Below are 26,298 nucleotides of genomic sequence, written 5' to 3'. Positions count from 1 at the left end.
ACGGACCGGGCCGGTGACGCCCCGGGGGGAGGCGTCACCGGCCCGTGCGGTGCTGGTGACCGGAGTGGCGGTTCAGCGGGCCTTGGGGCGGCCCACCAGTTCGCGGAGCACGTCCTCCATGGTGACCATTCCGGCCAGTCGCCCGTCCTCGTCGAGGACCGCCGCCAGGTGGGTACGGCTGCGCCGCAGCGCGGTCAGTACGTCGTCGAGCGGGGTGTCGGCCCGGACCCGGGCGATCGGCCGCATCGACGCCACGGGGAACGGGACGTCGCGCGGTACGGCGTCGAGGGCGTCCTTCACATGGAGGTAGCCCAGGATCCGTTCCGCGCTGCCCATCACGGGGAAGCGGGAGAAGCCGGTCTCGTACGAGAGGCGTTCCAACTGCTCCGGCGTGGTGCCGACCTCGGCGTACACGACGCGGTCCACCGGCATCACCACGTCCCGCACCGGGCGGCGGCCCAGCTCGAGGGCGTGGTGCAGTCGTTCGGCCGAGCGGTCGTCGACCAGCCCGGCGTCCCCGGCGTCCTTCACCAGGCGGGCCAGCTCGTCGTCGGAGAACGTTGCCGCCACCTCGTTTTTCGCCTCGACGCGCAGGATCTTGAGCAAGGCGTTGGCGAAGGCGTTGATCGTGAAGATCACCGGGCGCAGGGCCCTGGCGAGCGCCACCAGAGGCGGTCCCAGCAGCAGCGCGGCCCGTACGGGCTCGGCCAGGGCGATGTTCTTCGGCACCATCTCGCCGAGCAGCATGTGCAGGTACGTCGCCAAGGAGAGCGCGATCACGAACGAGATCGGATGGATCAGTCCGTGCGGCACCCCCACCGCGTCGAAGACGGGCTCCAGCAGGTGCGCGATGGCCGGCTCGGCGACGATGCCGAGCACCAGCGTGCACAGCGTGATGCCCAGCTGGGCCGCCGCGAGCAGCGCCGATACGTGTTCGAGGCCCCAGACGACACTCCGCGCCCGCCGGTTCCCGGCCTCGGCCTCGGGCTCGATCTGGCTGCGGCGCACAGAGATCAGGGCGAACTCCGCACCGACGAAGAAGGCGTTGACGACCAGGGTCAACAGTCCGATGAGGAGCTGGACGGCGATCATCGTTCGTCCTCCGTCCGCTCGTCGTCGGGCAGCGGCGCGTGCAGCAGGGCCCGCGCGACACGGCGTCCGGACGCGTCGACCACGTCGATCCGCCAGCCCGCCATCTCGACCGAATCACCCACGGCGGGAATGCGGCCCACCTCGGTGGCGACCACTCCGGCGAGGGTCTCGTAGGGGCCGTCGGGCACCCGCAGTCCGATCGTCCTCAGCTGGTCGACGCGCGCGGCGCCGTCGGCCGACCACAGGGTCCGCCCGTCGGCGTCCTCACCGGCCGGCGCGAGGTCCGGCGTCTCGTGCGGGTCGTGTTCGTCACGCACCTCGCCGACCACCTCCTCGACGATGTCCTCCAGCGTCGCGACCCCGGCCGTGCCGCCGTACTCGTCGATGACGACGGCCATCGTGAGCTTGCCGGACAACCGGTCCAGGAGCCGGTCCACGGTGAGGGTCTCCGGTACGAGCAGGGGCTCGCGCAGCATCTCCGAGACGCGCGTACGGGGCCGCTGTTCGGCGGGTATCGCCAGGACGTCCTTGATGTGCGCGACACCGATGACGGTGTCGAGGTTGCCGCGGTAGACGGGGAAGCGGGACAGGCCGGTCGCCCGGGTGGCGTTCGCCACGTCCTCGGCGGTCGCCTGCGCGTCGAGGGCGGTGACCTGGACCCGGGGGGTCATCACGTTCTCCGCCGTCAGCTCCGCCAGGTTGAGGGTGCGGACGAAAAGCTCCGCGGTGTCCGCTTCCAAGGCGCCCTCCTTCGCGCTGTGCCGTGCCAGCGCGGCCAACTCCTGGGGGCTGCGCGCCGACGCGAGCTCCTCGGCCGGTTCCAGGCCGAAGCGGCGCACGATCCGGTTCGCGGTGTTGTTGAGGTGGCTGATGAAGGGCCGGAAGATTGCGGTGAAGATCCGCTGGGGGGCCGCCACGGTCTTCGCCACGGCCAGCGGGGAGGAGATCGCCCAGTTCTTCGGGACCAGCTCGCCGACGATCATCAGGAAGACGGTGGACAGCGCGGTTCCCAGGACGAGGGCCACGGAGGATGCCAGGCTCGGCGGCAGCCCGATGGCCTCCATCGGGCCGCGGATCAGCTTCGCGATGGACGGTTCGGAGAGCATGCCGACCACCAGGTTGGTGACGGTGATGCCGAGCTGTGCGCCGGAGAGCTGGAAGGTGAGGCTGCGCACAGCCTTCATGGCGCTCGCCGCACCACGCTCGCCCCGCTCGACGGCCCGTTCCAGCTGTCCGCGCTCGACCGTCGTCAGCGAGAACTCCGCCGCGACGAAGGCACCGCAGGCGAGCGAGAGCAGGACCGCCACGAGCAGAAGAAGCACTTCGGTCATCGGTTCACCTCCGTCCCATGATCGGGCAGGGGCAGGAGGATCGCTCGGTGCCTGTGGCAACGGCTACTGGGAGGCTCGCCCATGGAAGGACGCTCACACCTTTCGGAAGGGGCGGACAGAAGGACACCCATAGTAAAGGATCGGCAAAGTCGACCACTCTTTCGGTGATCGTCTCACTCTGTGAGCGGCTTTACCCAACGTCGCCAGTGATCCTCGCGGTGGTAGCCGACCGCGGCCCATGCGTGGTGCGCCCGTTCGTTGGCCTCCAGGACCATGGCGTCGACGCGGCGCCCGCCCAGAGCGGTGAACCTCTGCTCCGCCGCCGCCATCAGTGCGGCGGCGATGCCCTGTCGGCGCGCGTCCGGGTGTACGGCCAGGCGGTAGGCGGAGCACCGCCAGCCGTCGAAACCCGCTATGACCGTTCCGACGAGCCGCCCGTCCCGCTCCGCCAGGAGCAGGGCTTCGGGATCTCTCGAAATCAGTCGGGCCACTCCGTCGTGGTCGTCGCTGATGCTCGTCCCCTCCGCAGCCTCGCGCCAGAAGTCCAATACGGCGTCGATGTCCGGGAGGCCGGCATGGCGGATGCGGAGGTCGTTTCGGTGATCGTTCCGGTGCTCGTTCATCGGGCGAGCCAAGCAGAGTGCCGGTCCGCTCGGCGAACGGTTTGTGCCGAGGGTGACCCGTGATTCGGTTGTCAGTAGGCGGAGTTGACGTTGTCGATGGAGCCGTAGCGGTCGGCGGCGTAGTTGGCGGCGGCGGTGATGTTGGCGACGGGGTCGGTGAGGCTGTGGGCGGTGCCGGGGACGTGGTAGGCGTCGAAGGTGGGCTGGATGACCTGGAGCAGGCCCTTGGAGGGGGTGCCCTTCTGGGCGTTGATGTCCCAGCCGTTCTGTGCGTTGGGGTTGCCGCTGGACTCGCGCATGATGTTGCGGTGCAGTCCTTCGTAGGTGCCGGGGATGCCCTTGGCCTTCATGACGGCCAGGGCTTCCTTGATCCAGCCGTCGAGGTTGTTGGCGTGGCCCTTGTCGCCCTGGGTGCCGGTGGCGGTGGTGGTCTTGGCGGCGGGGGCGGCCTGGGGGGTCTCGGCGGCCTGGGCGGAGGTGGAGGTGAGAGTGAGGGCGGCGGCCGCGGCGGCGGTGGTGGCGACGGTGGCGGTCAGGGCGCGCAGACGGGTGCGGGTGATCATCATGCGGGTGGGTGCTCCTGGTGTGGGGGTGCCCGGTCCCGGGCACGGGGGTGCCGGGGGGTGGGGCGGGGGCGGGTCCTGCGGTGCGGGGGTGCGGCGGCCTGGTGGGTGTCCGGCCGGTCCGGCGGTTTCCGCGATGACAGCCATGGTTAGCGGCGGCCGCGGTGGGGGTCAACGATGTGACGTACTACCCGGACCAGGAGAGATGTCCGGAATGAGAGTTTTGATGGCTGTTTGGAGCCATTGGGGAGGGTTCGCTGCTACTAAGCAGCTTGGTATGTGACCCAGCTCCTATGGGTGGCATCACATTCACGGGCCCTGACGGACCCCTCATCACGGGCCCCGACGGACCCCTCATGGGGGCGGTCGACGGGTGTACGGGGCATCGGGAGCAGCTGTTGCCGGTGCTAGCGCAAGCGCGCTAGCGTGGTTTCGTGCCCAAGACTCAGCTGAACGTGAGAGTGGACGAGGCCACCGCCGAGGCCGCGCGGCAACGAGCGCTGCAAAGGGGGATGAGTGTGAACCGCTACATAGAGGAACTCGTGCGGCAGGACGCGGGGGAGGTCGGACACACCTTCGTCGAAGCAGCGGCCGACTTCATGAAGCAGTACGAGTCGGTGTTCGCCGAGGAGTTCGGCCCGGAGCGCAAAGGTACGCGTTGAACCTCCAGATCGACCTGTCCTGGCTGCTCATGGTGGCCGAGCACAAGACCCCCGGCGATCCGCAGGTCGTCGACTGGGGTGCGCTCGTGGCCGCGGTGGCCCGTCACGAGGCCGAGATCTTCGGCAGCCCCGTCTACAGCGACCCGCACATCAGGGCCGCCGCGCTCCTGCAACTGCTGCTCCACGTCCCCGCGCTCGAACACTCCAACGCGATGTTCTCCTCAGCCGTTGCGTACGGCTACCTCGTGGCCTCCGGCCTCAAGGTCGTCACCTCGCCCGAGCAGGTACGCGACCTGGCCAGGCTGGTCAAGGAGGGCAAGGCCGACGTCCGGGCCATTGCCGACGAGCTGCGCCACTGGAGCCTGTGACTGCAGTTGCAGTGCACTGCAACTGCACTGCATGGCGGCACTGCACTGCATGGCGGCACTGCACTGCATGGCGGCACTGCACTGCATGGTGGCGCCGCACCGTACGGCGGTATCCGCGCCGCACGACGGCACGGCACGGTGGGCGACGCGCTCGCCCCGGCCCGTGACGCTGCGACGGCCGGGCGCCTCGGACCCGGAGGCGGCCCGGGGCGTCAGCCCGCCCCGCCCGGTCGCCGCGCCGTGCCCAGTACGCACGACGAGGTGGGCAGCTGGACACCCCGCTCCGGCATCCTGACCCTGCGGTAGGACTCCACCACGAACCCGGCCCCCTCGATGGCCGCCAGGGTGTCGCGCGCCGTATGGCACCCGCCCGTCAGCAGCGGCCAGACCGTACGGTCCAGCGCCCGCTGCGTCAGCGCCATGGCCCGGCCCTCGGCCCGCACGTGCTCGAAGAAGCACAGCGCACCACCGGGCCGCAGCACCCTCCTGATCTCCGCGAGCGAGCGCTCCACATCCCGTACGGTGCACAGCACCAGCGACGCGACGGCTCCGTCGAACGCCTCGCTCTTGACCGGCAGCGCCTCCGCCGTGCCCGGCACCACGTCCACCGGGAGGCCGACGCGCAGGGCGGACCGCACCGCCAACCGCCGCAGGCCACACTCGGGTTCGATGGCCACCACCTCCGCCACCCCGGGCGGGTAGTGCGCGAAGTTCAGCCCGTTGCCCGCGCCCACCTCGATGACCCGGCCGGACAGCCCGGCCAGCAGTTCCGCACGCACCGCGCCCAGCCCCGCCCTGGTCTCCGCGATCACGCTCACCCGGGCGTAGAACCGGGCGAAGACGGGGTGGTGCACCGCGTCCTGCGGGATTCTCGTGCTGCGCAGACGCATGACGGACCTCCTCGGCCGGGCGCACGAGCGAAGAGTGCGGCTCTTCTAGGATTCTTCCCGCTCCGCACGGCAAATTCTCCCCGCGCGGTCGTTCCGCCCGGCCCGGCCCGGCCCGGCCCGTTCCGCCCGTTCTGCAGCTCCCTGCCCGTTTCACCCGGCCCGTTCCGTTCCGTACGGCCCGGCCGCTCAGCCGGGCGGCCGGGTCCCGCCCAGTTCCGCGGCGAGCCAACTCCCGGACCGCGCACGGAAATCGGCGGGCGCCAGCGCGCCCGCGCCGGCCGGGACCGCGCCCAGGAGCGGCGCGCCCGTCACCACTGGTAGGTCCACCAGATTGCAGCGCGCCGCCAGGTCCGGCTCTGCGGGCATGCTGCCCACCACCAGGCCGCGGCATTCGAGCCCCCGGGCCCGCAGCGCCTCCGAGGTCAGCGCCGCGGTGTTGAGCGTGCCCAGCCCGGCGGGTGTCACGACCAGCACCGGGGCGGCCAGCAGCCGGGCCGCGTCGGCGAGGGTCGCGCCCTCGTCGTCGAACCGCACCAGCAGACCGCCCGCGCCCTCGATCAGCACGAGATCGTGCTCGGTCGCCAGCTTCTCCGCCGCGTCGGCGATCTCGTACGGCCGCACCGGAGGCAGCCCCGCCCTGCGGGCAGCCGTGGCGGGCGCCAACGGTTCGGGGAAGCGCGCCAGTTCGACCGCGGTGACATGATCGCCGGCCAGCCGCGCCGCCTCGGCCGCGTCCCCCGGCTCATCCGGCGCGAGCCCCGTCTGCGCGGGCTTGAGCACCGCGACGGACCGGTCCGGGCGCACCGCCGCCACGGCCGCCGTCACGATCGTCTTGCCGATCTCCGTGCCCGTGCCCGTCACCACCAGAACGGTCATCTCAGCCCTCCCGCGCAGCCGCGCCCACGGCACGGCAGATCCGCGCCACGTCCTCGTCGTCGGTCACGTACGGCGGCATCGTGTAGACGAGGTCGCGGAACGGCCGCAGCCACACGCCCTCCCGCACCGCCGCCCGGGTCGCGGCCGCCATGTCCACCTCGTGGTCCAGCTGTACGACGCCGATCGCGCCCAGCACCCGTACGTCCCGCACCCCCGGCAGTTCCGCCGCCGGGGCGAGGCCGTCCCGCAGCCCCGTGCCGATCCGCTCCACCTCCCGCCGCCAGTCCCGGCCGAGCAGCAGGTCGACGGAGGCGCAGGCCACGGCGGAGGCGAGCGGGTTGCCCATGAACGTCGGGCCGTGCGCGAGCACCGGCACCTCGCCGCGCGAGATGCCCTCCGCCACCCGGGAGGTGCACAGCGTCGCCGCCATCGTCAGATAGCCGCCGGTCAGGGCCTTGCCCACGCACATGACATCGGGCGACACCCCCGCGTGCCCGGCGGCGAACAGCTCGCCCGTGCGGCCGAAACCCGTGGCGATCTCGTCGAACACCAGCAGGACGTCATGGGCGTCGCACGCCTCGCGGAGCACCCGCAGGTACGCGGGGGAGTGGAACCGCATTCCGCCCGCGCCCTGCACCACCGGCTCCACGATCACCGCGGCCAGCCGGTCGGCGTGCTCGGCGATCAGCTCCCGCAGGTGCCGTGCGTACGCGGCGTCCGGTTCCGCCTCGAAACCGGCCGGGGGCGCGTCGGCGAAGACCTGCCGGGGCAGGACGCCCGACCACAGCTCGTGCATCCCGCCCTCCGGGTCGCACACCGACATCGGCTGCCAGGTGTCCCCGTGGTAGCCGCCCCGCCAGGTCAGCAGCCGCTGCTTGGCCGGTCGCCCGGCCGAGCGCCAGTACTGCAGGCACATCTTCACCGCGACCTCGACGGAGACCGACCCGGAGTCGGCCAGAAACACGTGCCGCAGCGGCTCCGGGGTGATCTCGACCAGCCGGGTGGCCAGTCGCACGGCGGGCTCGTGGGTCAGCCCGCCGAACATCACATGGCTCATCCGGTCCAGCTGGCCGCGGGCCGCCTCGTTGAGCACCGGGTGGTTGTAGCCGTGCACCGCCGACCACCAGGACGACATGCCGTCCACCAACTCGCGCTGCCCGTGGACCGGTTCGGCCAGCCGCAGCCGCACCCCGGACGCGGACTCCACGACCAGCGGTTCCTGCCGGCCCGGCATCGGGCCGTACGGATGCCAGACGTGGGCCCGGTCCAGGGCGCGCAGCTCGGCCGGGGAGAGGGACTCACGCATTGGGGGCGAGATCCGTCCCCGCGCCGCGACGGCGGACCGCCACCAGGTCCGTGCGCGCGGCCGGCGTCTCCGGGGCAGCGGCCGGGCCCTTTGCGGTCCCGGCCTCCGCGCCCGCGCTCTCCCCGGGCGCGTCGCCGCACGGCGCGCAGCCGCCCCCGTGCGAACCGCAACCGCCGCCGGGCTCCGCACGGTGCGCGGGCAGCGTCGTCGTGTCCGTCCCCTCCACCTCGAAACCGGCGTCCGCGATCATGTCCAGGTCCGCCTGGCCCGCCTGCCCCTCGCTGGTGAGGTAGTCGCCCAGGAAGATCGAGTTGACCAGGTGCAGGGCGAGCGGCTGCATCGAGCGCAGATGCACCTCGCGCCCGCCCGCGAGCCGTACCTCCACGTCCGGGCAGACGAACCGGACCATCGCCAGGATGCGCAGGCAGCGCTGCGGGGTGAGGTTCCACTCCCTGGCCAGCGGCGTCCCCTCGAACGGGATCAGGAAGTTCACCGGCACCGAGTCCGGGTCCAGCTCGCGCAGCGAGAAGACGACATCGACCAGATCGGCGTCGCTCTCACCCATACCGGCGATCAGCCCGGAACACGCCGACAGCCCGGCGGCCTGCGCCTGCTGCACGGTCTCCACCCGGTCGGCATAGGTGTGGGTGGTGGTGATCTCCCCGTACGTCCCCTCGGACGTGTTGAGGTTGTGGTTGTACGCGTCGGCGCCCGCCGAGCGCAGCCGCTCGGCCTGCCCGTCGGAGAGCAGACCGAGACAGGCGCACACCTCGACGCCCTCGTTCTGTTCCTTGATCGCCTCGATGGTCTCCGACACCCGGTCGACGTCACGGTCCGTCGGACCGCGACCGCTCGCCACCAGACACACCCGCTTGGCACCGCCGGCCACGCCCGCGGCGGCGGCCTTGGACGCCTCGTCGGGTTTCAGCCAGGTGTACTTGAGGATGCCGGCCTTCGAACCGAGCCGCTGCGAGCAGTACGAGCAGTCCTCGGGGCACAGACCGGACTTGAGGTTGACCAGATAGTTGAGTTTCACGCGCCGCCCGAACCACTGACGGCGCACCTTTCCGGCCGCGGCCACCACTTCGAGCAGGTCGTCGTCCGGCGTCGCCAGTACGGCGAGTGCTTCTTCGCGGGTCGGCAGCTCGCGCCGCAGCCCCTTGTCCACCAGCGTGTTCAGGAGGTCCATGGCGTTGATCCTGGCCTACCGCACGGCCCGCAGCCAAGGAGGAACCGGACAACAGAGCCTGTCGAGGGTGTGTGTATTGCCACACCATGACCTGTGGCGCCCGCGGTTAGGGTCTGTGAGCTGCCTACAAAAGGGATCGCTCATGCCCCTCGACCCGTTCGACTGGATCGACGACGAGGCGCGCCGCCGCGCGGACGCCGGGCTCGTCCGCACGCTCCGCCCCCGGTCCGCCGGGTCCGGCCTCCTGGACCTCGCGAGCAACGACTATCTGGGGCTGACGCGACACCCCGAGGTCACCGCCGCCGCGGCCGAGGCCGCACACCGGTGGGGTGCGGGCGCGACCGGATCCAGACTTGTCACCGGCTCCACCGCACTGCATGCCGAACTGGAACGTGAACTGGCCGATTTCTGCGGTTTCGAAGCGGCCCTGGTGCTGTCGTCGGGCTACGCGGCCAACCTCGCGGCCGTCACGGCGCTCACCGGACGCGGTTCGCTGATCGTCTCCGACGCGGGCAACCACGCCTCGATCGTGGACGGCTGCCGGCTCTCCCGCGCCGAGACCGCCGTGGTCACACACGCCGACCCCGACGCCGTGCGCAAGGAACTGCGGGCGCACGACGGCAGGGCGCTGGCCGTCACCGACTCGGTCTTCTCCGTCGACGGCGACGCGGCACCGCTGCCCGGCCTGGCCGACGTCTGCCGCGCGGAGGGCGCCGCGCTGCTCGTCGACGACGCGCACGGACTGGGCGTACTGGGGGAAGGCGGCCGAGGCGCGCTCGCCGCCGCCGGTCTCGCGGGCGGCACGGGGATCGTCGCCACGCTCACCCTCTCCAAGTCCCTCGGCAGCCAGGGCGGAGCCGTCCTCGGCCCCGCCCGGGTCATCGAGCACCTGGTCAACACGGCCCGTACGTTCATCTTCGACACCGGCCTCGCACCGGCCGCGGCGGGCGCCGCGCTGGGCGGCCTGCGGCTGCTGCGCCGGGAACCGGAGCGCGCCGGCCGGGCCCGCGAGGTCGCCACCGCCCTGTACGAGCGGCTGACGGCGGCCGGTCTGACCGCCGTGCGCCCCGACGCCGCGGTGGTGTCGGTGCGGGCCCCGTCGGCGGAGACCGCCGTGCGCTGGGCGGCCGACTGCCGTGCCGCCGGGGTCCTCGTGGGCTGCTTCCGGCCGCCGTCGGTGCCGGACGGGGTGTCCCGGCTGCGGCTGACCGCGCGCGCCGACCTGACCGAGGAGCAGATCGACACGGCCGTGGCGACCGTGCGGCGGACCGCCCCCGTCAGCTGAACGGATCCCGGCACAGATCGGAGACGAAAGAGGTCCAGGCCACCGCGGAGAATTGCAGCGGTGGCCTGGACACGTCCTTGGAGTCCCGTACGACCAGCCGCCCGTCCGTGAACGGAGCGGCTTCCACACAGTTGTTCATACCCGTGCTGCGGCTGCTGCGCCGCCACCGTAAGTCGTGTTGTGCGAGGCAATCCGACATGACGTCCTCTCGGGCGGTCCGAAGTCACCGGTCGCCGCGGTCGATCGCGGCGATGAGGTCCAACGAGTGCTCGGGCGACAGCGCGTGTGCCTGCATGGTGCGGAAGGCCGAGCCGTACGCCTCAAGGTCTTCTTTCCGCTCCAGGTAGAGGCTACTCGTCAAATGGTCAAGAACAATCACGTCGAGATCAGAAGTGTTCGGAAAGGAGAAAATAACGAAAGGGCCGGTGAGGCCGGCGTAGCCACCGACCGAGAACGGAAGCAACTGGAGTTGCACATGGGGGAGTTGGGCCACCCGGGCCAGATGACGCAACTGATCCCTCATCACCCGGCGCCCACCGACCTCCCGCCGCAGGACCGCCTCGTCGAGCACCGCGCTCAGCCGCAACGGCGGATCGCTGCTCAGCACCCCCTGCCGGGCGAGGCGCACCTCCACCAGTGAGTCCAGCCGGGCGGCGGGCAGTCCGTCCAGCGAAGCCCGGGTCACCGCACGCGCGTAGTCGGCCGTCTGAAGGAGCCCCGGCACCACCGAGGTCTCCAGGGTGCGCGCGGTCCGCGCCTGGGACTCCAGACTGATGAAATCGCGGTACTGGGGCGGGATCAGGCCGCGATAGGCGTGCCACCACCCGGTGCCGCCCCCGCCGGCCGAACCCGCCAGGGTCGCCAGGAGATCCCGCAACTGCGTGTCGTCCACGCCGTAGGCGTCCAGCAGCCGGGTCACATCGGCCGGCCGCACCCCGCTGACACCGGTCTCGATCCGACTGACCTTCGACTGGTGCCAGCCGAGTATCCGCGCGGCGTCCCGGCTGGTCAGCCCCGATGTGTGGCGCAGGCTCCGGAGCTCCTCCCCGAGCTTGCGACGCCGTACCGCAGGACCGTGCCGCATCCACGGCCTCCCTCCCTCGCCCGCCGGACGGACATTGTCGCCCGCGCACGGTTTCGCGTGAGGGGGTTCACCGCATCGAGCGACAGATATATGCATATCTTGGTGGATCACCGTTGCAGAGGGCAGCATCGGTGGCAATCTGGCGCGAAGCACGACCCGGAGCGACAGCCGGTCGGTCCGGGTGGGAAAGGGGCGGCTTGCCATGGCGGATCATCAGGAAGCAAGCGTCACTCTGCCGAGCGAGCCGGTCTCGGTCGCGGCGGCCCGGAAGTACGTGGCCATGGTGCTCACCGAATGGGGCCTGACCGCCGACACCGAATTCGCCGACGGCATCCGGCTCATCGTCTCGGAACTCGCGACCAACGCCGTTCAGCACACCTTCGGGCAGTCGCCCACCTTCACGGTGGACCTCCGGCTGGACCGGGAGGAACAACTGTCGCTGGGGGTGACGGACAGTCATCCCCGGTGGCCCCGGCGACTGCCAGCGGCCGTCCAGCAGGACAACGGACGAGGCATGGTCATCATCCGGACCCTGGCCAAGGAATACGGAGGACGGCTCGCGGTCACCCCCACCGCCGCCGGCGGCAAGACGGTATGGATCGTGCTCCCGTGGCCCGGTCCCGTGCACGCCTGAGGAGGGGCCGGACGGGCGGTGGACGCCGCCACCGCCCGTCCGGGGCACGGCCCGCGGAAGGCGGTCCCGGGCCGCTGGGCGTGCCTCAACGGACCCGCCCGTAGTAGACGCTCCTCGTCCAGATCTTCTCCAGCCGGACCACCGCGCCGGTCCTCGGCGAGTGCCAGATCTTTCCCTTCCCGGCGTAGATCCCCACGTGGTAGACGCTGCGGCCGGAGTGGAAGAAGACCAGGTCGCCACGTTGCCGGTTCGAGGCCGAGATGTGACGGGTCTTGTTGTACTGCTGCTGGGCCGTGCGGGGTAGCTTCTTGCCCGCCTTCTTGAACGAGTAGAGCGTCAGGCCGGAGCAGTCGAAACGGTGGGGGCCGGCGGCTCCCCAGCGGTAGGGCGAACCCTTCTTCGACGCGGCGATGCTGAGTGCCTTCATCGAGCGGGTCGCTGCCTGGGCCTCCGTGGTGGCACCCGGGGCGAGCACGGTGCCGCCGACGGCGGCGAGCGTCAGAACCGAGGCCGTACCGGCCCGGGCGATCAGAGACGGGACATGAACCTGCGCAGTCATGCGCAACCCTTCGTCAGCCGCCTGTGAAGGATGACCTGTCGGGTTCGGGCTGGCGAAGTTGCCCGGCCGCTTTCGGCGGCTTCACCCCGAGGGACGACCGATGTTCCGGCCGACCCGTTGTGCTCGGGTCCTCCACTCCTGCCGATCCACTTCCGTCGACCAGGCATCCGGGCGGCGGCAGGACTCGGCGTCCGCCCGGACCGCCCCGCCGCGGTGGCGGGGGCTTGTCGTCCCAGGGATCTTGACGCACTCACTGCCGGATTTCCGAGCCGAAACAGGGATATGTGAGGCTCCTCACGACTGACCCGTTCGAGTGGACGTGGCGATTCCGATGGCTGTTCGGGATATTCGGCCCGGTCCCGTACCAGGGGCGGAACAGTTGATTCCGCCCACTGGTCACGCGGAAAACGCAAGTTGGAAAGTCCCTCGCGCGAGGGACTTCCTACGCCGAACGAGCGAGGAATTTCGCCATGCGCTCCGGGCGTGTCGAGTACGGGAGTTGGGTGACGCCCGCCGCGCTCCGGAGCGGGGGAGTTGCGCACCCTCCGGCGGTCACGAAGGGGCGGGCGCCGGTCAACTCGCCGGAGCGGGCGGTACGGTGACGCGCCCGGCCCGCCGCTCCCCGTCCAGCACGCGCAGTGCCCGGGCCAGGGTGGCGGCATGGATCCGGGCCTCCCCGCGCTCGTGCATCAGCGCCAGCGCGTCCCGCAGGTCGCCGGCCCGTGAGACCAGTGCCTGCGCGGCGCGCAACGCCCCGTAGGTGTCGCTGCCCCGGGCCGGGTTGATCCGGCCCAGCTGGTCGAGGACTTCGAGGTAGCGGTCGATGAACTCCCCCTCGGCGCGGGTCAGTGCGGGGAGCGGCGGGAAGTCGGGCGGCTGCATCGGGCGTTCACCGCGCGCCGTGCGGAGGGAGCGACGCCCTGCGGCTCGTCATGATGTGGTCGACCAGGCCGTACGCCTTGGCCCCCGCCGCGTCGAGGACCAGGTCGCGCTCGATGTCGGTGGCGATGTGTCCGGCGTCGCGGCCGGTGTGACGGGCCAACAGGTCGATGAGCATTCCCCGGACCCGTTCCAGCTCCCGCGCCTCGATCTCCAGGTCGGACGGCTGGCCCCGCAGGGGCTCGGGGAGTGCGGGCTGCTGCACCACCACCCGGGCCCCCGGCAGTGCGTGGCGGCGGCCGGGGGCGCCCGCGGCGAGCAGTGCCGCCGCGCAGGAGCCGGCCTGGCCGAGGCAGTAGGTCTCCACCTCGCAGCTGAGGTACTGCATCGTGTCGTAGATCGCCGACATGGCCCCGAACGAGCCCCCGGGGGAGTTGATGTAGAGCGAGACGGGCCGGTCCGGGGCGTCGTGCTCCAGGTACATGAACTGGGCGATCAGATCGGAGGCGGCGGCATCGTCGACCGGGGTGCCGAGGAAGACGATCCGCTCGGAGAGCAGCTTGGAGTACGGGTCGAGGGTGCGGGTCCCGCTGCTGGTGCGCTCGGTGAACTCGGGCAGCACATGGCGGGCGGTGGGGCGGAACGGCATGGCGACGCCTCTCTTCCGGGTCTGCACGGTGACCTGTACATGTGTCTGTAAAAAATGTACAGGACGTACAGAAGGTTATGATGGGAGCATGGCCTATGAGATTCCGGTGACGCAAGCACGGGCTGAGCTCGCCGAACTGATCAACCGCGTCGTCTACGGCGGCGAACGTGTGGTCGTGACCCGGCACGGCAAGCCGTTGGTGGCGCTGGTCTCGGCCGCTGACCTGGAACGACTCGAGAACGACGAGGCGGCGGCCGAGGAGCGGGCGATCAGTTCCGTCTCCTCGATCGGCTCCCCGCCGTCCGCTCCCGGCGAACGGCAGCGCTTCGGCATCGCGGCGGAACACACCCGGCACCGAGGGCCGGGCAGCTGAGGGTCACGGCGGGGGCGGCTCGTCGCTTCCCCGGCCCGCGGTGCCGGAGCGGCGCCTCGCCTCGCCTCGGCTCGTGCGCCATGGCCTGCGCGCCGGTCGCACGACCATGGACCGGCAAAGGGCCGGCAACGCACTGGAAGACTTCGGCCCCGAGGTGCACCACCTCGTCGCAGGACACCCGTAGCGGGACACCCGTACGGCATTCAACGGCCTGTTGGGTGCGGCCGGTGCCCCGCTGTGCCCGGGGCCGGCCCGGGACGAGGGGAAGGAAGCGTGCGACTGACCCCGCCCGGGCAGGAACGCCTGCTCATCCACAAGGCCGCCGACGGGGCCCGGAACGCCGGGCACGCGGACTGCGGCTCCTGGACGAGGCGCTGAACACGTACGACGGGGAACCGGACGCGCACGGAGCGCCCGGGGGCTGAGCACCGGTCAGCGGGACACCGGTGTCCGGTTATCGATTCGATAAAGAAGTGGACGGGTGATCTGTTCTCAGGAACCTCACAGGCGACAGGATCCGCGAAAGGTCCCGAATGAACCGCGCCGCCACCGGGGGCGCTTCGGATCCGATGGGGGTTCCACTTGAGACGCACCGCAGTGCTCGGCCCGGCCGGCGCCCTGATCGCGGGCACACTCGTGGCGAGCGTGATGTCCACGCCCGCGGCAACCGCCGAGAACCGTCACCACCGTGGTTCGGAGGCACGTGGCGTCGAGCTCGCCGCGGCACGGGCAGCCAGGGCAGGCATCGACTGGAAGGACTGCCCGGCCGACTGGGGCATCGCCGCACCCATCCAGTGCGGCTGGGTGACCGTGCCGCTCGACTACGCCAGGCCCGACGGCAAGAAGATCCGAATAGCCGTCGACCGGCACGTCAGCACCGGCACCCCCGACGAGCGGCAGGGGGCGCTGCTCTACAACCCGGGCGGCCCCGGCGGGTCGGGCATGGCGTTCCCCAAGCGCGTCGTCACCAAGAATCCGATCTGGGCGAACGCCGCGAAGGCCTACGACTTCGTGGGCTTCGACCCGCGGGGCGTCGGCCACTCCGCGCCCATCTCCTGCGTCGACCCGCAGGAGTACGTCAGCGCCCCCAAGGCCGACCCCGTGCCCGACTCCGAGGCCGACAAGCGCGCCCAGCGCAAGCTCGCCGCCGAGTACGCGGCCGGCTGTGCCGAACGCAGCGGCGACATGCTGCCGCACATGACCACCCCCAACACCGCCCGCGACATGGACGTCATCCGCGCCGCGCTCGGCGAGAAGAAGCTCAACTTCCTGGGCGTCTCCTACGGCACCTACCTGGGCGCGGTCTACGGCACGCTCTTCCCGGACCACGTCCGCCGCATGGTCGTCGACAGCGTCGTCAACCCGGCGAAGGACAACATCTGGTACCGGGCCAACCTCAACCAGGACATCGCCTTCCAGAAGCGCTGGGACGACTGGAAGGCCTGGGTCGCCCGGAACGACGCCGACTTCCACATCGGCGACACCCCCGAGAAGGTCGAGCAGGAATGGCTGAAGCTGCGCGCCGAGGCCAAGAAGAACCCGATCGGCGGCGTCGTCGGCCCCGCCGAACTCATCGGCTTCTTCCAGCGGGCGCCCTACTACGACTCCGCCTGGGTCTCCACCGCCCGTACCTGGAGCGACTACCGGAGCGGAAACACCCAGGCCCTGATCGACGCCGCCGGCCCGGACATGTCGGACATCGCGGGGAACATCTCCTCCGAGAACGGCAACGCCGTGTACACCGCGGTCGAGTGCGCGGACGCCAAGTGGCCCACCGACTGGCGCACCTGGGACCGTGACAACACCCGGCTGCACAAGGACTACCCGTTCATGACCTGGGCCAACGCCTGGATGAACCTGCCCTGTGCCACCTGGGGGGCCAAGCAGCAGACCCCGCTGAACGTGAAGACCCGCAAGGGCCTGCCGCCGGTGCTGATCGTCCAGTCCGAGCGGGACGCCGCCACCCCGTACGAGGGCGCCGTCGAACTGCACCGGCGCTTCAAGGGCTCGCGGCTCATCACCGAGCGGGACGCCGGTTCGCACGGTGTCACCGGCATCACCAACCCCTGCGTCAACGAGCGGGTGGACACCTACCTGCTCACGGGTCGGACCGACCGCCGCGACGTGACGTGCGCCCCGCACGCCACGCCGAAGCCGTAACGGACCGCGGACACCGGCGCGGGCGGCCACGGACCATCGGCCGCCCGCGCCCCGCGCCCCTCCTCACGCCTTCCGGTCGTACGCCTCCAGCCAGGCGTCCTCCGCCGCGTAATCGAACAGCTCCCTGCCGTAGGCCCGCAGCATCTCGGGGAACACCTCCGTCCAGTCCCCCTCCGCCAGCCGCGCGGCGAGCCACTCGACCGTCTCCGGCAACGACTCCACGTAATCCGTCACCGGCCGGTACCCGAGTTCCCGCTCGGCGGCCGTCATGTCGTACACGATGGGGTGGGCGGAAGTCCACGGCGTCGAGCCGACGAAGCCCTCCCCGGGCGCGCCCGCCATCAGCACCGTCTCGGTGCTCCGGCCGAGCACCGCGTCGATCGCCGCACCGATCTCGGCGACCGTCGGCGCCTGCGGATCCCCGGCGTTGAGCACCCGCGAACCGGGCCGCAGGGCGGCGAGCCGGATCAGCTCCGCCAGGTTGGACACATGGACCGGGTGGAAGCGCGACCGCCCGTCGAAGGCGAGCACCCGGCGCGTCCGGCCGTCCAGCAGCCGCTTCACGAAGTACAGCTCGCGCGGCGTGCGGCAGTACGGCCCGTGGATCGCCCCGGCCCGCAACAATGTCACCGGCAGCGCCTCACCGGCCGCCAGCAGATCCCGTTCCAGCCGCACCTTCCGCGTCCCGTACGTCGCGTCACCAGGCTCCACGGTGCGCTGCGACTCCGGGATCGGCACGGGGTAGCACGGGGCACCGTCGGGCTCGCCCTGCGTGTCGAAGCTGCGGCCCCGGTCGTCCTCGTACACCGCACCGCTGGAGATGACCACCGCCGAACCGATCCGGTCGGCGAGTCCGGCCAACTGCCCGGCGTGGTCCGCGCCCTGCGCCACCATGTCGACCAGTACGTCGCAGCCGTCGCCCAGCGCCGCCGCGAGCGCCCCCTCCTCGTTCCGGTCGAGCGCGACCGTGCGCACCGCACCGTCCCACCGGTCGTCCCTGCCGCCGCCGAGCGAGGCGGCCGTCACCTCCCAGCCGTCCTCGACGAGCGCCCGTACGGCCACCCGCCCGATCTGTCCCGTCGCTCCCAGAACCCATGCGTGTCCCTTGGTCATGGCAGGGACGCTAGGCCGGGACCGCGACCCGGAACAGCGGAGTTCACCGAGCGCGGATCCGCCGTCGGCGTCGCAGTTTCGGGAACTTTTCCGACGGACCGGCCTGTTCGGCCTGCTCCGCCTTCACCTTGGCCGCGTACTCGTCGACGTACTCCTGTCCCGAAAGCCCCAGGATCGCGTACATGATCTCGTCGGTGACCGCCCGGACCGCCGCCTTCTGGTTCTCCAGGCCCGCGTAGCGGGAGAAGTCCAGCGGTTCGCCGAAGCGGATGGTGACCCGCTTGATGCGCGGGATGGTCTGGCCGGGCGGCTGGATCTCGAACGTCCCCACCATCGCGCACGGCACCACCGGAACCTGCGCCTTGATCGCCATGACGGCCACGCCCACCTTGCCCTTGTAGAGCCGGCCGTCGTGCGAACGGGTGCCCTCCGGATAGATGCCCAGCAGCTCGCCCCGGCCCAGTACCCCGAGCCCTTCCCGGATCGCGGCCTGTCCCGCCTCCTTCCCCGAACGGTCCACCGGGATCTGCCCGATGCTGTGGAAGAAGGCTGCGGTCAGCCGTCCCTTCAAGCCCGGGCCGGTGAAGTACTCCGCCTTGGCGAGGAAGGTGATGCGCCGTCCGAGCATCGCGGGCATCAGGAAGTGGTCGGAGAACGACAGGTGGTTGCCGGCGATGATGGCCGCGCCGTCCTGGGGGACGTGCTCCAGGCCCTCGATCCTGGGGCGGAAGAACAACCGCAGAAGTGGTCCGAGGACGACGTATTTGAGCACGTAGTAGAACACAGGGCGGCTCCTAGCTAGCTCTGCCGGGTCGGCTCCAGGGCTGCATTCTGCCAGGGCGGTGCATGCCTCCCGGGAGGGTGGTCCCGGTACAACTGCCGCCCCGGACAACCGTGTTCGAGCAGACGGCGGCACCGGGGCGCCGCCGGTCCGGTGGCCCAGGGGGCCGTCCGGAGCCCGGCGGCGACCGGTAGGAGCGCGCGTGGGGGAGAGAGCCCCCTCAGCGCACCGGTACGGCGCCGAAACCGGCCGGCACGGTCAGGTCCGCCGCCGTGGCGGCCCGGACCTCGTCGACGGTGACGCCGGGAGCCAGCTCGGCCAGGACGAAGCCCTCCGGGGTGACGTCGACGACCGCGAGATCGGTGATCACCCGCTGCACGACGGCCCGGCCGGTGAGCGGCAGGGTGCATTCGGGCACGAGCTTCGGACTGCCGTCCTTGGCGGTGTGCTCCATGAGGACGATGACCCGGCCCGCACCGTGCACCAGGTCCATGGCACCGCCCATGCCCTTGACCATCTTGCCGGGGATCATCCAGTTGGCGAGGTCGCCCGAGGCGGAGACCTGCATGGCGCCCAGCACGGCCGCGTCGATGTGGCCGCCGCGGATCATGCCGAAGGACAGCGCGGAGTCGAAGAAGGACGCGCCGGGCAGAGTGGTGACGGTTTCCTTGCCGGCGTTGATGAGGTCGGCGTCGAGCTCGTCCTCGGCCGGGTACGGGCCCACGCCCAGAATGCCGTTCTCGGACTGCAGGACCACCTCGATGCCGGGCGGCAGGTGATTGGGGACAAGGGTGGGAAGGCCGATGCCGAGGTTGACGTAGCTGCCGTCGGTCAGTTCCCGGGCGGCCCGGGCCGCCATCTGCTCACGGGTGAGGGCCATGTCAGACACCGCCTTCCCGCCGGACGGTACGGCGTTCGACGCGCCGCTCGGCCGCGGGGTCGCCGGGATCCACCCGGACCACGCGCCGGACGAAGACACCGGGGAGGTGGATCTCGTCCGGGTCGAGCTCACCGGGTTCGACGAGCCGGTCCACCTCGGCGACGGTGATCCGGCCCGCCATGGCGGCCAGGGGGTTGAAGTTGCGCGCGGACGAATGGAACACGAGGTTCCCGTGCCGGTCGCCGACCTCGGCACGGACCAGCGCGAAGTCGGTGGTGATGCCGTGTTCGAGCAGGTACGGGCGCCCGTCGAACTCCCTGGTCTCCTTGGCGGGCGAGGCCACGGCGACCGATCCGTCGGCGGCGTGCCGCCAGGGCAGCCCGCCCTCGCCGACCTGGGTACCGGCGCCCGCCGGGGTGTAGAAGGCGGGGATGCCGGCGCCACCGGCCCGCAGCCGCTCCGCCAGCGTTCCCTGCGGCACGAGTTCGACCTCCAGCTCCCCGCTCAGGTACTGGCGGGCGAATTCCTTGTTCTCCCCGACGTACGAACTCGTCATCCGGGAGATCTGCCCGCCGGCGAGCAGGATCCCGAGCCCCCAGTCGTCGACGCCGCAGTTGTTCGAGACGATGTGGAGGTTGCCCACCCCACGACGCCGGAGCGCGTCGATCAGCGTGCCCGGTATGCCGCACAGACCGAAACCGCCCACGGCGAGCGAGGCCCCGTCGGGGATGTCGGCCACCGCCTCCATCGCGCTCGCGACTGTCCTGTCCAGACCCATACGGTCCCTCTCCCTCGGGCAACCGGGACGACCTCGCAGGTCGGAGCCGGTGCCAGTACAACCGACGGGCAGTGAGCCTAAGAAGGCGCGAGGGGCACGACCATGGGTGCCGGGCACACTTCACCCGGGGAACAGGTGTTGATCACCCACTCCTTCGGCGGTGCGGCGGGGGCGGCGGTTCCGCCCGCGGCCCCGGTGCGGAACCCGCCCGGGACCGCGGGCGGGGGTCAGGCGGGACAGCCCGGGTCGGCGATCACGTAGTGGCCGGGCGAGGTCTGTTCGAGGGTGTGCGTGACGGAGGTGTTCCACAGCCCCATGGGCTGGCCGGACCCCAGGGCGTAGGTGTACCCGCCGTTGTGCCGGGCGCGTCCGGCGACCGTGTGCGCGTAGTTGTCCGCCGTGTGACACGTGGGCCTGAACCCGGTGGTGGTCGCGGTTATCGGGGCGGAGGCCGCGCCCCGCGCGCCCGAGGAGTCGACCGCGGCCACGGTGTAGCGGTACGCCGTGCCGGTGGCCAGACCGGTGTCGGTGTAGCCGGTCGACGTGGCGGTGCCCACCTTCGTGCCGTCGCGGTGGATGTTGTAAGAGGCCGCGCCGGTGACCGCGTTCCAGCTCAGGGCGGCGGTGGTGTCGGTGGTCCCGGTGACGGTCACCCCGGTGGGGGCCGGCAGTGTCCCGGGAGGCTCGCCGCCGCCGTCCAGCCCCCAGAACCGGGCGGTGCGGTAGCTGGAACAGATGGTGTCGAGGTAGTACGTGGCGGCGGTGCCGCACTGCTCGGCGCCGCTGCCGGGGTCGACCGCGAGCCCGTGGGCCATGCCCGCGACCGAGTAGACCTCGACCGCGGGTGCGCCGGAGGCGTCGTCGTAGACGCTCAGCGTGGTGCCCCCGGGCAGTTCCTCGGTGCGGGAGGGGATCTGCCCGATGCCCCACACGTCGGTCCACTGGTCGCGCAGCTCGATGGCGTTGGCGGGCCGGACGGTGGTGTCGGCGGTGCCCTGCCAGATCGCCACCCGGGGCCAGGAGGCGGTCCCGGCGGGAGCGGCGGACCGCACGAGGTCGCCCCACTGGCCGGGGGTCCTGTCGGGCGGGGCGTACATGCAGGTGTAGGCCGCGGCCACGCTGTTCGCGCAGTGTGCCGGCAGACCGGAGGCGATGGACCCCGCCGCGAAGACGTCGGGGTACGCGGCGAGCATGTTCGCGGTCATGCCGCCGCCCGCCGACAGGCCGGTGATGTACACCCGGGCGGGGTCGCCGTCGTACCGGGCGACGGCCTCGTCGACCATCTGCTTGATCGACAGCGCCTCGCCCCGCCCGCGCGTGCTGTCGCCCGGTTCGAACCAGTTGAAGCAGGAGTTGGCGTTGTTGGCGCCGCTGGTCTGCGGGAAGACCAGCGAGAAGCCGTACCGGTCGGCGAACTCCGGCCAGCCCGAGTGGGTGTAGTAGTCGTTCGCGCTCTGGGTGCAGCCGTGCAGGGCTACCACGACGGGCGCTTTGGCCGGCAGTCCGTCGGGCGCGTACGCGTACATGGAGAGGTTGCCGGGATCGGTGCCGAAACCGGTGATCTCGGTGAGGCCGGCGGCGGACGCCGACGGGGCGGCGGTCAGCAGACCCGCGGCGAGGACCAGGGCGCCCGCCGCGACCGCGAGCAGGCGGCGGACACCTCCCGTGCGGCGGCTTCTCGCGGAGCGGTGCGGGGAGTTCGGCTGTCGCATGTGGACTGCCTCCTGGGACGACGAGTACGTTCTCCGGGCCGGTACCGGGCGGGGCCGCCCGTCGGCGTGGCGCCCATCATCTGGGCGCCCGCGCCCGGGTCGGCATGGGCGCGGCAGCCAGGCTTGGCGGACCCCCTGTGTGACGGCCATCCATGGCCGCGCCCCGAACAGGCAGGTAGGGCGGCGGTGCCGGGCGGCGCCCCCTGCCCGTACACCTGCCCAGTTTCCTGACGGAGCGTCATCCGCCCTCCCTCCCGGCCCCACCGCACGGCCCGGGGTGGCGGCCCGCACCACCGCCGGGAGCCGGACGGTGGTCCGCGGACCCATGGAACCGGCCGAAGGGGCGGCATAGCCTCCGCGCGTCCCACCACACGACCCCGGAGGCAGCCCGATGCGCCGCTCCACCGACTCCCCGCCCCGCTTCTGGAAACGGGGCGCCCCGGCCGTACTCGCCCTGGCCGCCCTCGCGTTCACCCCCTCCGCGGCGACGGCCGACACCGGTCACCGCGACGGCCGCTGCGCCAACGCCGCACACCTGCGGGTCCCCGGCGCCGAACACCAGCAGACCGCCTGCCTCGACGAGTTGACCACGGCCGGCACCGTCGCCTCGGGACACACCGACGAGGCCGACTGGGCCGGGCTGACCCCGAAGGACCTGCCCGTGCCCACCGGAGTACCCGGCACGCAGATCGACGGGTACTTCCCCGACACCTCCACCACCAACACCAACCACGGCTGGAAGCACGACGCCCAGTTCGTCATCCGGCTGCCCGACAGGTGGAACGGCGGCCTCGTCGTGGCCGGCACCCCCGGCAACCGCGAGCAGTACGCCAACGACCGGGCCATCGCCGACTGGGTGCTCTCCCGCGGCTACGCCTACGCCGCCACGGACAAGGGCAACACCGGCCTCGCGTTCCACCGGGACGGAAAGGCGCCGGGCGACGCCATCGCCGAATGGAACGACCGGCTCACCCAGCTCACCAGGGCCGCCCGCGCCACCGTCGCCCAGCGCTACCACCGGCCCCCGGCCCGCACCCTGGTGACCGGACTGTCGAACGCCGGCTACCTGGTGCGCTGGCAGCTGGAGAACCACCCCGAACTCTACGACGGGGGAGTGGACTGGGAAGGCACGCTGTGGCGCTCCGACGGGCCCACGCTGCTGGACTTCCTGCCCGAGGCGATGCGCCACTACCCGGTGTACGCGGCCGGGGGCGAGGGCGCCGGGGCGGCCCGGGACGCCCTGCACGCCGCCGGCTACCCGGCGGGCTCGGAGTTCCTCTGGCCGTACCACCACCAGGTCTACTGGGACCTGACGCAGCGCATCTACCGCGAGGAGATCGACCCGGACTTCGACGGGGCACTCGAAGCGGGCACCCCGTACTGCGCGCCGGGAACACCGGCCTGTGACGCCGACTACGACTACTCGGCGCGCCCCGACGAGGTGCGCCGGGCCGTCCGGAAGATCGGGCTCACCGGACGCATCGGCAAACCGCTGATCACCGTGCACGGCACCCTCGACGTCCTGCTGCCGATCAGCCGGGACTCGGACGTCTACGCCCGCATGGTGAAGGAGTCGGGCCGCGGTTCCCTGCACCGCTACTACCGCATCGAGGACGGCACCCACACCGACTCCCTGTTCGACGCGTTCCCGGACCGGCTGCGGCCGCTGACCCCCTGCCACCGCTCGGCGTTCACCGCGCTGGAGGGCTGGCTCACCGAGGGGCGGCGGCCCCCCGCCTCCCGGACCGTGGCCCGGCCCGCCGGGGCGGACGCCGCGGCCCTCGTCGACAGCTGCTCCCTCGGCGGACGGGGAACCGGCCGTCCCGCACCCCGGACCTGACCGGCACCACCGCGCCGCCACCGTCCCGACCCGGCCGGATCGCCCTTCGCGGTCCGGCCGTCGTCGCTCCGGCTGTGGCCGATCCGCGGGAAGGACGGAACCGACGGACGGCGCCCCGCCACGCACCGCCTCCGGCCGGACTGTGGCGGAGAGCCCCATCGAAGGCCATTGCTTTGTAGCGGTCCATCACATGGGACGAACCCGGGGCGCTCCTTACTGTTTCCGGCCATGACGAACACATTTCCCACCCCGGCCCCGCTGCCGCCGCCCGCCGCGGTCGACCTGAACGGACGCACGGCCCTCGTGACCGGCGGCGGCAGCGGCATCGGCCGGGCCTGTGTGCTCGCCCTGGCACAGGCGGGAGCCACCGTGCACGTGGTCGACCGGGACGCCGCGGCGGCCGGTGCGGTGGCGGAGCTCACCGGCGGCCCGGTCCACGTGGCCGACCTCGCGGACCGGGCCGCCGTCGACCTCCTCCCCACCGAGGTCGACATCCTGGTCAACAACGCCGGTCTGCAGCACGTGGCCCCGCTCACGGAGTTCCCGCCGGAGCGTTTCGAACTGATCCAGAAGGTGATGGTCACCGCCCCGTTCCTGCTCATGCGACGGGTCCTGCCGCACATGTACGGACGGGGCTGGGGCCGGATCGTCAACATCTCCAGCGTCCACGGGCTGCGGGCCAGTGCCTACAAGTCCGCCTACGTCGCGGCCAAGCACGGCCTGGAGGGGCTGAGCAAGGTCGCCGCGATCGAGGGCGCCCCCCACGGCGTCACCAGCAACTGCGTCAACCCCGGATACGTCCGCACCCCGCTCGTCGAGGGCCAGATCCGGGACCAGGCCGCCGCGCACGGCATCAGCGAGGACGACGTGCTCTCCGACGTCATGCTGGCCCGCTCACCGGTCAAGCGGCTCCTGGAGGCCGAGGAGGTCGCCGCCGCCGTCCTGTGGCTGTGCGGTCCCCACACGAGCTGCCTCACCGGGGCGTCCCTGCCGCTCGACGGCGGCTGGACCGCCGGCTGAACCGCTTCCCGTCCCGTACCACCCCGCACCACGCCCTTCCGTCCCCACTCGTGAAACCCGGTGAATCCATGTCTGACACCCCCAGGCCGAGAGGCGGCATCGGCCGCATCGTCGCCGCGAGCCTGATCGGCACCACCATCGAGTGGTACGACTTCTTCCTGTACGGTTCGGCCGCCGCGCTGGTGTTCAACACGCTGTTCTTCCCCTCCGCCGACCCGCTGGTGGGTACCCTGATCGCCTTCGTCACCTACGCGATCGGATTCCTGGCCCGGCCGCTGGGCGGCATCGTCTTCGGCCACTTCGGCGACAAGATCGGCCGCAAGAAACTGCTGGTCGTCAGCCTCCTGATGATGGGCGGCTCGACCTTCGCCATGGGCCTGCTGCCCACCTACGAGACCCTCGGTGTCGGGGCGCCGATCCTGCTGACCGTGCTCCGGCTGGTGCAGGGCTTCGCGCTGGGCGGCGAGTGGGGCGGCGCCGTGCTGATCGTCTCCGAGCACGGCGGGGACAAGCACCGCGGTTTCTGGGCGTCCTGGCCGCAGGGCGGCGCCCCGGGCGGGAACCTCCTGGCCACCGGGGTCCTGGCGCTGCTGGCCTCGTTCCAGTCGGAAGCCGCCTTCCAGTCCTGGGGCTGGCGCATCCCGTTCCTGCTGTCCGGGCTCCTCGTGGTGATCGGGCTGTGGATCCGGGTGTCGGTCTCGGAGTCCCCGGTGTTCCTGGAGGCGCAGGCCAGGGCGGAGGCGGAAGCCGCCCGGGGGGTCAAGGAACAGGCCCCCGTCGTCCAGGTGTTCCGGCGCAGCTGGCGCGAGGTCCTCTCGGCCATCGGGGTCCGCTTCGGCGAGAACATCTCGTACTACATCCTGACCTCCTTCGTGCTCGTGTACGTCACCACGCACCTGGAACTGCCCAAGAGCACCGCGCTCAACGCCGTCCTGATCGGCTCCGCCGTCCACTTCGTCACCATCCCGGCGTGGGGCGCGCTGTCCGACCGGATCGGACGCCGCCCGGTCACCCTGATCGGCTCCGTGGGCATGGCCGTCTGGGCGTTCGCCTTCTTCGCCCTCGTCGACTCCGAGTCGTTCGCCGTGATCACCCTGGCCGTCACCGCCGGCCTGGTGCTGCACGGCGCGATGTACGGGCCGCAGGCCGCGTTCATCTCCGAGATGTTCGACACCAAGGTCCGCTACTCCGGCGCCTCCATGGGCTCCCAGCTCGCCTCCATCGTCGCCGGGGCCCTCGCACCGATCATCGCCGTCGAACTCCTCCGCGAATTCGGCTCCTCCACGCCCGTCAGCCTCTACCTCTGCGCGGCGGCCGTGGTCACCACGGTCACCGTGGCGGTCACCCGGGAGACCCTCGGCCGCGACCTCACCCGCAGCCGGGACGAGGAGCGGACGGTGAAGCGGTCCCCGGTCGCCGCGGGCGACCCGGCGTGACCCCGCCCCGTCCGTGAACCGCCCGGTCCACCGGTGGCAGGAGCCGTCCGGCGGACCGGGCCGCACCCCTCTCACGGCGCACGCCGGCGCACGGCGGGGAACACGGGTCGGCCGCAGCGGTACGGGCTGTCGCGGGGTCGCCGACCCCGCTGCCGTACGCGGCGAAGCCCGGGAGGGGACCGAACGGTTCCCGCCCGGCGCACGCCGTCCCGCAC

Annotated in this window: 27 protein-coding genes and 1 riboswitch; of the genes, 9 read left to right on the top strand and 18 right to left on the bottom strand. The window is 71.7% G+C overall.

The features are described from left to right. Window positions 1–72 precede the first annotated feature (72 nt). The 4 genes from OCT49_RS03545 to OCT49_RS03530 form a co-directional block, all read right to left on the bottom strand. Complete coding sequence (locus OCT49_RS03545; RefSeq protein WP_283850441.1) at window positions 73–1,092, bottom strand: hemolysin family protein; 1,020 nt, start codon at window positions 1,090–1,092, stop codon at window positions 73–75. Then, window positions 1,089–2,423 (bottom strand): hemolysin family protein, encoded by a 1,335-nt coding sequence (locus OCT49_RS03540; RefSeq protein ID WP_283850440.1) that lies wholly within the window; start codon window positions 2,421–2,423, stop codon window positions 1,089–1,091. Before OCT49_RS03540 ends, OCT49_RS03545 begins: the two co-directional genes overlap by 4 nt. A gap of 173 nt (window positions 2,424–2,596) precedes the next feature. Next, the gene (locus tag OCT49_RS03535; RefSeq protein ID WP_283850439.1) at window positions 2,597–3,046 is read right to left on the bottom strand and encodes a GNAT family N-acetyltransferase; all 450 of its coding nucleotides are present in this window, start codon (window positions 3,044–3,046) and stop codon (window positions 2,597–2,599) included. A 71-nt stretch (window positions 3,047–3,117) separates the two neighbouring features. Continuing rightward, a complete protein-coding gene (locus OCT49_RS03530; protein WP_283850438.1) occupies window positions 3,118–3,612 on the bottom strand; it encodes a transglycosylase SLT domain-containing protein in 495 nt (164 codons plus the stop codon). A gap of 431 nt (window positions 3,613–4,043) precedes the next feature. Here OCT49_RS03530 and OCT49_RS03525 point away from each other — a divergent pair, with 431 nt between their 5' ends. Together OCT49_RS03525 and OCT49_RS03520 are read left to right on the top strand one after the other, a co-directional pair. Next, entirely contained in the window at window positions 4,044–4,271 is a 228-nt protein-coding gene (locus OCT49_RS03525; protein ID WP_093551072.1) for an antitoxin, read from the top strand. Then, on the top strand, window positions 4,268–4,639 hold the full coding sequence (locus tag OCT49_RS03520) for a fic family toxin-antitoxin system, toxin component (protein ID WP_283850437.1): 372 nt from the start codon (window positions 4,268–4,270) through the stop codon (window positions 4,637–4,639). The genes OCT49_RS03525 and OCT49_RS03520 overlap by 4 nt, the downstream gene beginning before the upstream one ends. Window positions 4,640–4,851: 212 nt before the next feature. Here OCT49_RS03520 and OCT49_RS03515 read toward each other — a convergent pair whose 3' ends face one another. The 4 genes from OCT49_RS03515 to bioB form a co-directional block, all read right to left on the bottom strand. Further along, window positions 4,852–5,529 carry a class I SAM-dependent methyltransferase gene (locus OCT49_RS03515; RefSeq protein WP_283850436.1) on the bottom strand — a complete coding sequence of 226 codons (678 nt, stop codon included), beginning with the start codon at window positions 5,527–5,529 and terminating at the stop codon, window positions 4,852–4,854. A 186-nt stretch (window positions 5,530–5,715) separates the two neighbouring features. Then, the gene (bioD, locus tag OCT49_RS03510; RefSeq protein WP_283850435.1) at window positions 5,716–6,405 is read right to left on the bottom strand and encodes a dethiobiotin synthase; all 690 of its coding nucleotides are present in this window, start codon (window positions 6,403–6,405) and stop codon (window positions 5,716–5,718) included. Window position 6,406: 1 nt separating this feature from the next. Further along, window positions 6,407–7,711 carry an adenosylmethionine--8-amino-7-oxononanoate transaminase gene (locus OCT49_RS03505; protein ID WP_283850434.1) on the bottom strand — a complete coding sequence of 435 codons (1,305 nt, stop codon included), beginning with the start codon at window positions 7,709–7,711 and terminating at the stop codon, window positions 6,407–6,409. Beyond that, a complete protein-coding gene (bioB, locus tag OCT49_RS03500) occupies window positions 7,704–8,900 on the bottom strand; it encodes a biotin synthase BioB (RefSeq protein ID WP_283850433.1) in 1,197 nt (398 codons plus the stop codon). Before bioB ends, OCT49_RS03505 begins: the two co-directional genes overlap by 8 nt. 142 nt (window positions 8,901–9,042) lie before the next feature. On the opposite strand from bioB, the gene OCT49_RS03495 reads away from it, so the two are divergent. Beyond that, the gene (locus OCT49_RS03495; RefSeq protein WP_283850432.1) at window positions 9,043–10,185 is read left to right on the top strand and encodes an 8-amino-7-oxononanoate synthase; all 1,143 of its coding nucleotides are present in this window, start codon (window positions 9,043–9,045) and stop codon (window positions 10,183–10,185) included. On the opposite strand, the gene OCT49_RS03490 is transcribed toward OCT49_RS03495, so the two are convergent. Further along, window positions 10,178–10,384 carry a DUF397 domain-containing protein gene (locus OCT49_RS03490; RefSeq protein ID WP_283850431.1) on the bottom strand — a complete coding sequence of 69 codons (207 nt, stop codon included), beginning with the start codon at window positions 10,382–10,384 and terminating at the stop codon, window positions 10,178–10,180. The two genes, OCT49_RS03495 and OCT49_RS03490, sit on opposite strands and share 8 nt — an antisense overlap. 24 nt (window positions 10,385–10,408) lie before the next feature. Next, entirely contained in the window at window positions 10,409–11,269 is an 861-nt protein-coding gene (locus OCT49_RS03485; protein ID WP_283850430.1) for a helix-turn-helix domain-containing protein, read from the bottom strand. A 202-nt stretch (window positions 11,270–11,471) separates the two neighbouring features. Between OCT49_RS03485 and OCT49_RS03480 the strand changes: the two genes are divergently transcribed. Next, window positions 11,472–11,903 (top strand): ATP-binding protein, encoded by a 432-nt coding sequence (locus tag OCT49_RS03480; protein WP_283850429.1) that lies wholly within the window; start codon window positions 11,472–11,474, stop codon window positions 11,901–11,903. Window positions 11,904–11,988: 85 nt separating this feature from the next. Here OCT49_RS03480 and OCT49_RS03475 read toward each other — a convergent pair whose 3' ends face one another. The 3 genes from OCT49_RS03475 to OCT49_RS03465 all read right to left on the bottom strand — a co-directional run bounded on the left by OCT49_RS03475 (window position 11,989) and on the right by OCT49_RS03465 (window position 13,990). Then, a complete protein-coding gene (locus OCT49_RS03475; RefSeq protein WP_283850428.1) occupies window positions 11,989–12,462 on the bottom strand; it encodes a C40 family peptidase in 474 nt (157 codons plus the stop codon). A 3-nt stretch (window positions 12,463–12,465) separates the two neighbouring features. Beyond that, window positions 12,466–12,638: riboswitch (cyclic di-AMP (ydaO/yuaA leader) on the bottom strand. A 397-nt stretch (window positions 12,639–13,035) separates the two neighbouring features. Further along, window positions 13,036–13,344, bottom strand: a complete 309-nt coding sequence (locus OCT49_RS03470) for a hypothetical protein (RefSeq protein ID WP_283850427.1) — start codon at window positions 13,342–13,344, stop codon at window positions 13,036–13,038. Between the two features lie 7 nt (window positions 13,345–13,351). Next, the gene (locus tag OCT49_RS03465) at window positions 13,352–13,990 is read right to left on the bottom strand and encodes an ATP-dependent Clp protease proteolytic subunit (protein WP_283850426.1); all 639 of its coding nucleotides are present in this window, start codon (window positions 13,988–13,990) and stop codon (window positions 13,352–13,354) included. Between the two features lie 88 nt (window positions 13,991–14,078). On the opposite strand from OCT49_RS03465, the gene OCT49_RS03460 reads away from it, so the two are divergent. Beyond that, on the top strand, window positions 14,079–14,363 hold the full coding sequence (locus tag OCT49_RS03460; protein ID WP_283850425.1) for a type II toxin-antitoxin system Phd/YefM family antitoxin: 285 nt from the start codon (window positions 14,079–14,081) through the stop codon (window positions 14,361–14,363). Between the two features lie 648 nt (window positions 14,364–15,011). Beyond that, on the top strand, window positions 15,012–16,523 hold the full coding sequence (locus tag OCT49_RS03455; protein ID WP_283855654.1) for an alpha/beta hydrolase: 1,512 nt from the start codon (window positions 15,012–15,014) through the stop codon (window positions 16,521–16,523). Between the two features lie 63 nt (window positions 16,524–16,586). Here OCT49_RS03455 and OCT49_RS03450 read toward each other — a convergent pair whose 3' ends face one another. The 5 genes from OCT49_RS03450 to OCT49_RS03430 form a co-directional block, all read right to left on the bottom strand. Then, the gene (locus OCT49_RS03450; protein ID WP_283850424.1) at window positions 16,587–17,636 is read right to left on the bottom strand and encodes an NAD-dependent epimerase/dehydratase family protein; all 1,050 of its coding nucleotides are present in this window, start codon (window positions 17,634–17,636) and stop codon (window positions 16,587–16,589) included. Between the two features lie 43 nt (window positions 17,637–17,679). After that, entirely contained in the window at window positions 17,680–18,420 is a 741-nt protein-coding gene (locus tag OCT49_RS03445) for a lysophospholipid acyltransferase family protein (RefSeq protein WP_283850423.1), read from the bottom strand. 217 nt (window positions 18,421–18,637) lie between these two features. Continuing rightward, window positions 18,638–19,297, bottom strand: a complete 660-nt coding sequence (locus OCT49_RS03440; RefSeq protein ID WP_283850422.1) for a CoA transferase subunit B — start codon at window positions 19,295–19,297, stop codon at window positions 18,638–18,640. A 1-nt stretch (window position 19,298) separates the two neighbouring features. Next, window positions 19,299–20,075 (bottom strand): CoA transferase subunit A, encoded by a 777-nt coding sequence (locus OCT49_RS03435; RefSeq protein ID WP_283850421.1) that lies wholly within the window; start codon window positions 20,073–20,075, stop codon window positions 19,299–19,301. 227 nt (window positions 20,076–20,302) lie between these two features. Next, the gene (locus OCT49_RS03430; RefSeq protein WP_283850420.1) at window positions 20,303–21,787 is read right to left on the bottom strand and encodes an extracellular catalytic domain type 1 short-chain-length polyhydroxyalkanoate depolymerase; all 1,485 of its coding nucleotides are present in this window, start codon (window positions 21,785–21,787) and stop codon (window positions 20,303–20,305) included. Window positions 21,788–22,178: 391 nt separating this feature from the next. On the opposite strand from OCT49_RS03430, the gene OCT49_RS03425 reads away from it, so the two are divergent. From OCT49_RS03425 to OCT49_RS03415, 3 genes are all read left to right on the top strand, one after another. Beyond that, window positions 22,179–23,627, top strand: a complete 1,449-nt coding sequence (locus OCT49_RS03425; protein WP_283850419.1) for a 3-hydroxybutyrate oligomer hydrolase family protein — start codon at window positions 22,179–22,181, stop codon at window positions 23,625–23,627. A 228-nt stretch (window positions 23,628–23,855) separates the two neighbouring features. After that, complete coding sequence (locus OCT49_RS03420; protein ID WP_283850418.1) at window positions 23,856–24,647, top strand: 3-hydroxybutyrate dehydrogenase; 792 nt, start codon at window positions 23,856–23,858, stop codon at window positions 24,645–24,647. Between the two features lie 68 nt (window positions 24,648–24,715). Further along, window positions 24,716–26,083: an MFS transporter gene (locus OCT49_RS03415; RefSeq protein WP_283850417.1), complete on the top strand. Its 1,368-nt coding sequence runs from the start codon at window positions 24,716–24,718 to the stop codon at window positions 26,081–26,083. Window positions 26,084–26,298: the final 215 nt, after the last annotated feature.

The sequence above is a fragment of the Streptomyces sp. ML-6 genome (assembly GCF_030116705.1).
GTDB lineage: Bacteria > Actinomycetota > Actinomycetes > Streptomycetales > Streptomycetaceae > Streptomyces.
The sequence above is the reverse complement of the archived record's forward strand: the minus strand, read 5'-3'. Positions and strand labels throughout refer to the sequence as shown.

What these genes read in the sequence shown, in the direction of transcription:
- OCT49_RS03485 (WP_283850430.1), bottom strand. Translation starts at nt 11,269, where the DNA reads ATGCGGCACGGTCCTGCGGTACGGCGTCGCAAGCTCGGGGAGGAGCTC.
- OCT49_RS03495 (WP_283850432.1), top strand. Translation starts at nt 9,043, where the DNA reads ATGCCCCTCGACCCGTTCGACTGGATCGACGACGAGGCGCGCCGCCGC.
- bioB (WP_283850433.1), bottom strand. Translation starts at nt 8,900, where the DNA reads ATGGACCTCCTGAACACGCTGGTGGACAAGGGGCTGCGGCGCGAGCTG.
- OCT49_RS03530 (WP_283850438.1), bottom strand. Translation starts at nt 3,612, where the DNA reads ATGATGATCACCCGCACCCGTCTGCGCGCCCTGACCGCCACCGTCGCC.
- OCT49_RS03515 (WP_283850436.1), bottom strand. Translation starts at nt 5,529, where the DNA reads ATGCGTCTGCGCAGCACGAGAATCCCGCAGGACGCGGTGCACCACCCC.
- OCT49_RS03540 (WP_283850440.1), bottom strand. Translation starts at nt 2,423, where the DNA reads ATGACCGAAGTGCTTCTTCTGCTCGTGGCGGTCCTGCTCTCGCTCGCC.
- OCT49_RS03415 (WP_283850417.1), top strand. Translation starts at nt 24,716, where the DNA reads ATGTCTGACACCCCCAGGCCGAGAGGCGGCATCGGCCGCATCGTCGCC.
- OCT49_RS03430 (WP_283850420.1), bottom strand. Translation starts at nt 21,787, where the DNA reads ATGCGACAGCCGAACTCCCCGCACCGCTCCGCGAGAAGCCGCCGCACG.
- OCT49_RS03425 (WP_283850419.1), top strand. Translation starts at nt 22,179, where the DNA reads ATGCGCCGCTCCACCGACTCCCCGCCCCGCTTCTGGAAACGGGGCGCC.
- OCT49_RS03535 (WP_283850439.1), bottom strand. Translation starts at nt 3,046, where the DNA reads ATGAACGAGCACCGGAACGATCACCGAAACGACCTCCGCATCCGCCAT.
- OCT49_RS03470 (WP_283850427.1), bottom strand. Translation starts at nt 13,344, where the DNA reads ATGCAGCCGCCCGACTTCCCGCCGCTCCCCGCACTGACCCGCGCCGAG.
- OCT49_RS03465 (WP_283850426.1), bottom strand. Translation starts at nt 13,990, where the DNA reads ATGCCGTTCCGCCCCACCGCCCGCCATGTGCTGCCCGAGTTCACCGAG.
- OCT49_RS03490 (WP_283850431.1), bottom strand. Translation starts at nt 10,384, where the DNA reads ATGTCGGATTGCCTCGCACAACACGACTTACGGTGGCGGCGCAGCAGC.
- OCT49_RS03420 (WP_283850418.1), top strand. Translation starts at nt 23,856, where the DNA reads ATGACGAACACATTTCCCACCCCGGCCCCGCTGCCGCCGCCCGCCGCG.
- OCT49_RS03435 (WP_283850421.1), bottom strand. Translation starts at nt 20,075, where the DNA reads ATGGGTCTGGACAGGACAGTCGCGAGCGCGATGGAGGCGGTGGCCGAC.
- OCT49_RS03480 (WP_283850429.1), top strand. Translation starts at nt 11,472, where the DNA reads ATGGCGGATCATCAGGAAGCAAGCGTCACTCTGCCGAGCGAGCCGGTC.
- OCT49_RS03450 (WP_283850424.1), bottom strand. Translation starts at nt 17,636, where the DNA reads ATGACCAAGGGACACGCATGGGTTCTGGGAGCGACGGGACAGATCGGG.
- OCT49_RS03545 (WP_283850441.1), bottom strand. Translation starts at nt 1,092, where the DNA reads ATGATCGCCGTCCAGCTCCTCATCGGACTGTTGACCCTGGTCGTCAAC.
- OCT49_RS03440 (WP_283850422.1), bottom strand. Translation starts at nt 19,297, where the DNA reads ATGGCCCTCACCCGTGAGCAGATGGCGGCCCGGGCCGCCCGGGAACTG.
- OCT49_RS03460 (WP_283850425.1), top strand. Translation starts at nt 14,079, where the DNA reads ATGGCCTATGAGATTCCGGTGACGCAAGCACGGGCTGAGCTCGCCGAA.
- bioD (WP_283850435.1), bottom strand. Translation starts at nt 6,405, where the DNA reads ATGACCGTTCTGGTGGTGACGGGCACGGGCACGGAGATCGGCAAGACG.
- OCT49_RS03475 (WP_283850428.1), bottom strand. Translation starts at nt 12,462, where the DNA reads ATGACTGCGCAGGTTCATGTCCCGTCTCTGATCGCCCGGGCCGGTACG.
- OCT49_RS03455 (WP_283855654.1), top strand. Translation starts at nt 15,012, where the DNA reads ATGTCCACGCCCGCGGCAACCGCCGAGAACCGTCACCACCGTGGTTCG.
- OCT49_RS03505 (WP_283850434.1), bottom strand. Translation starts at nt 7,711, where the DNA reads ATGCGTGAGTCCCTCTCCCCGGCCGAGCTGCGCGCCCTGGACCGGGCC.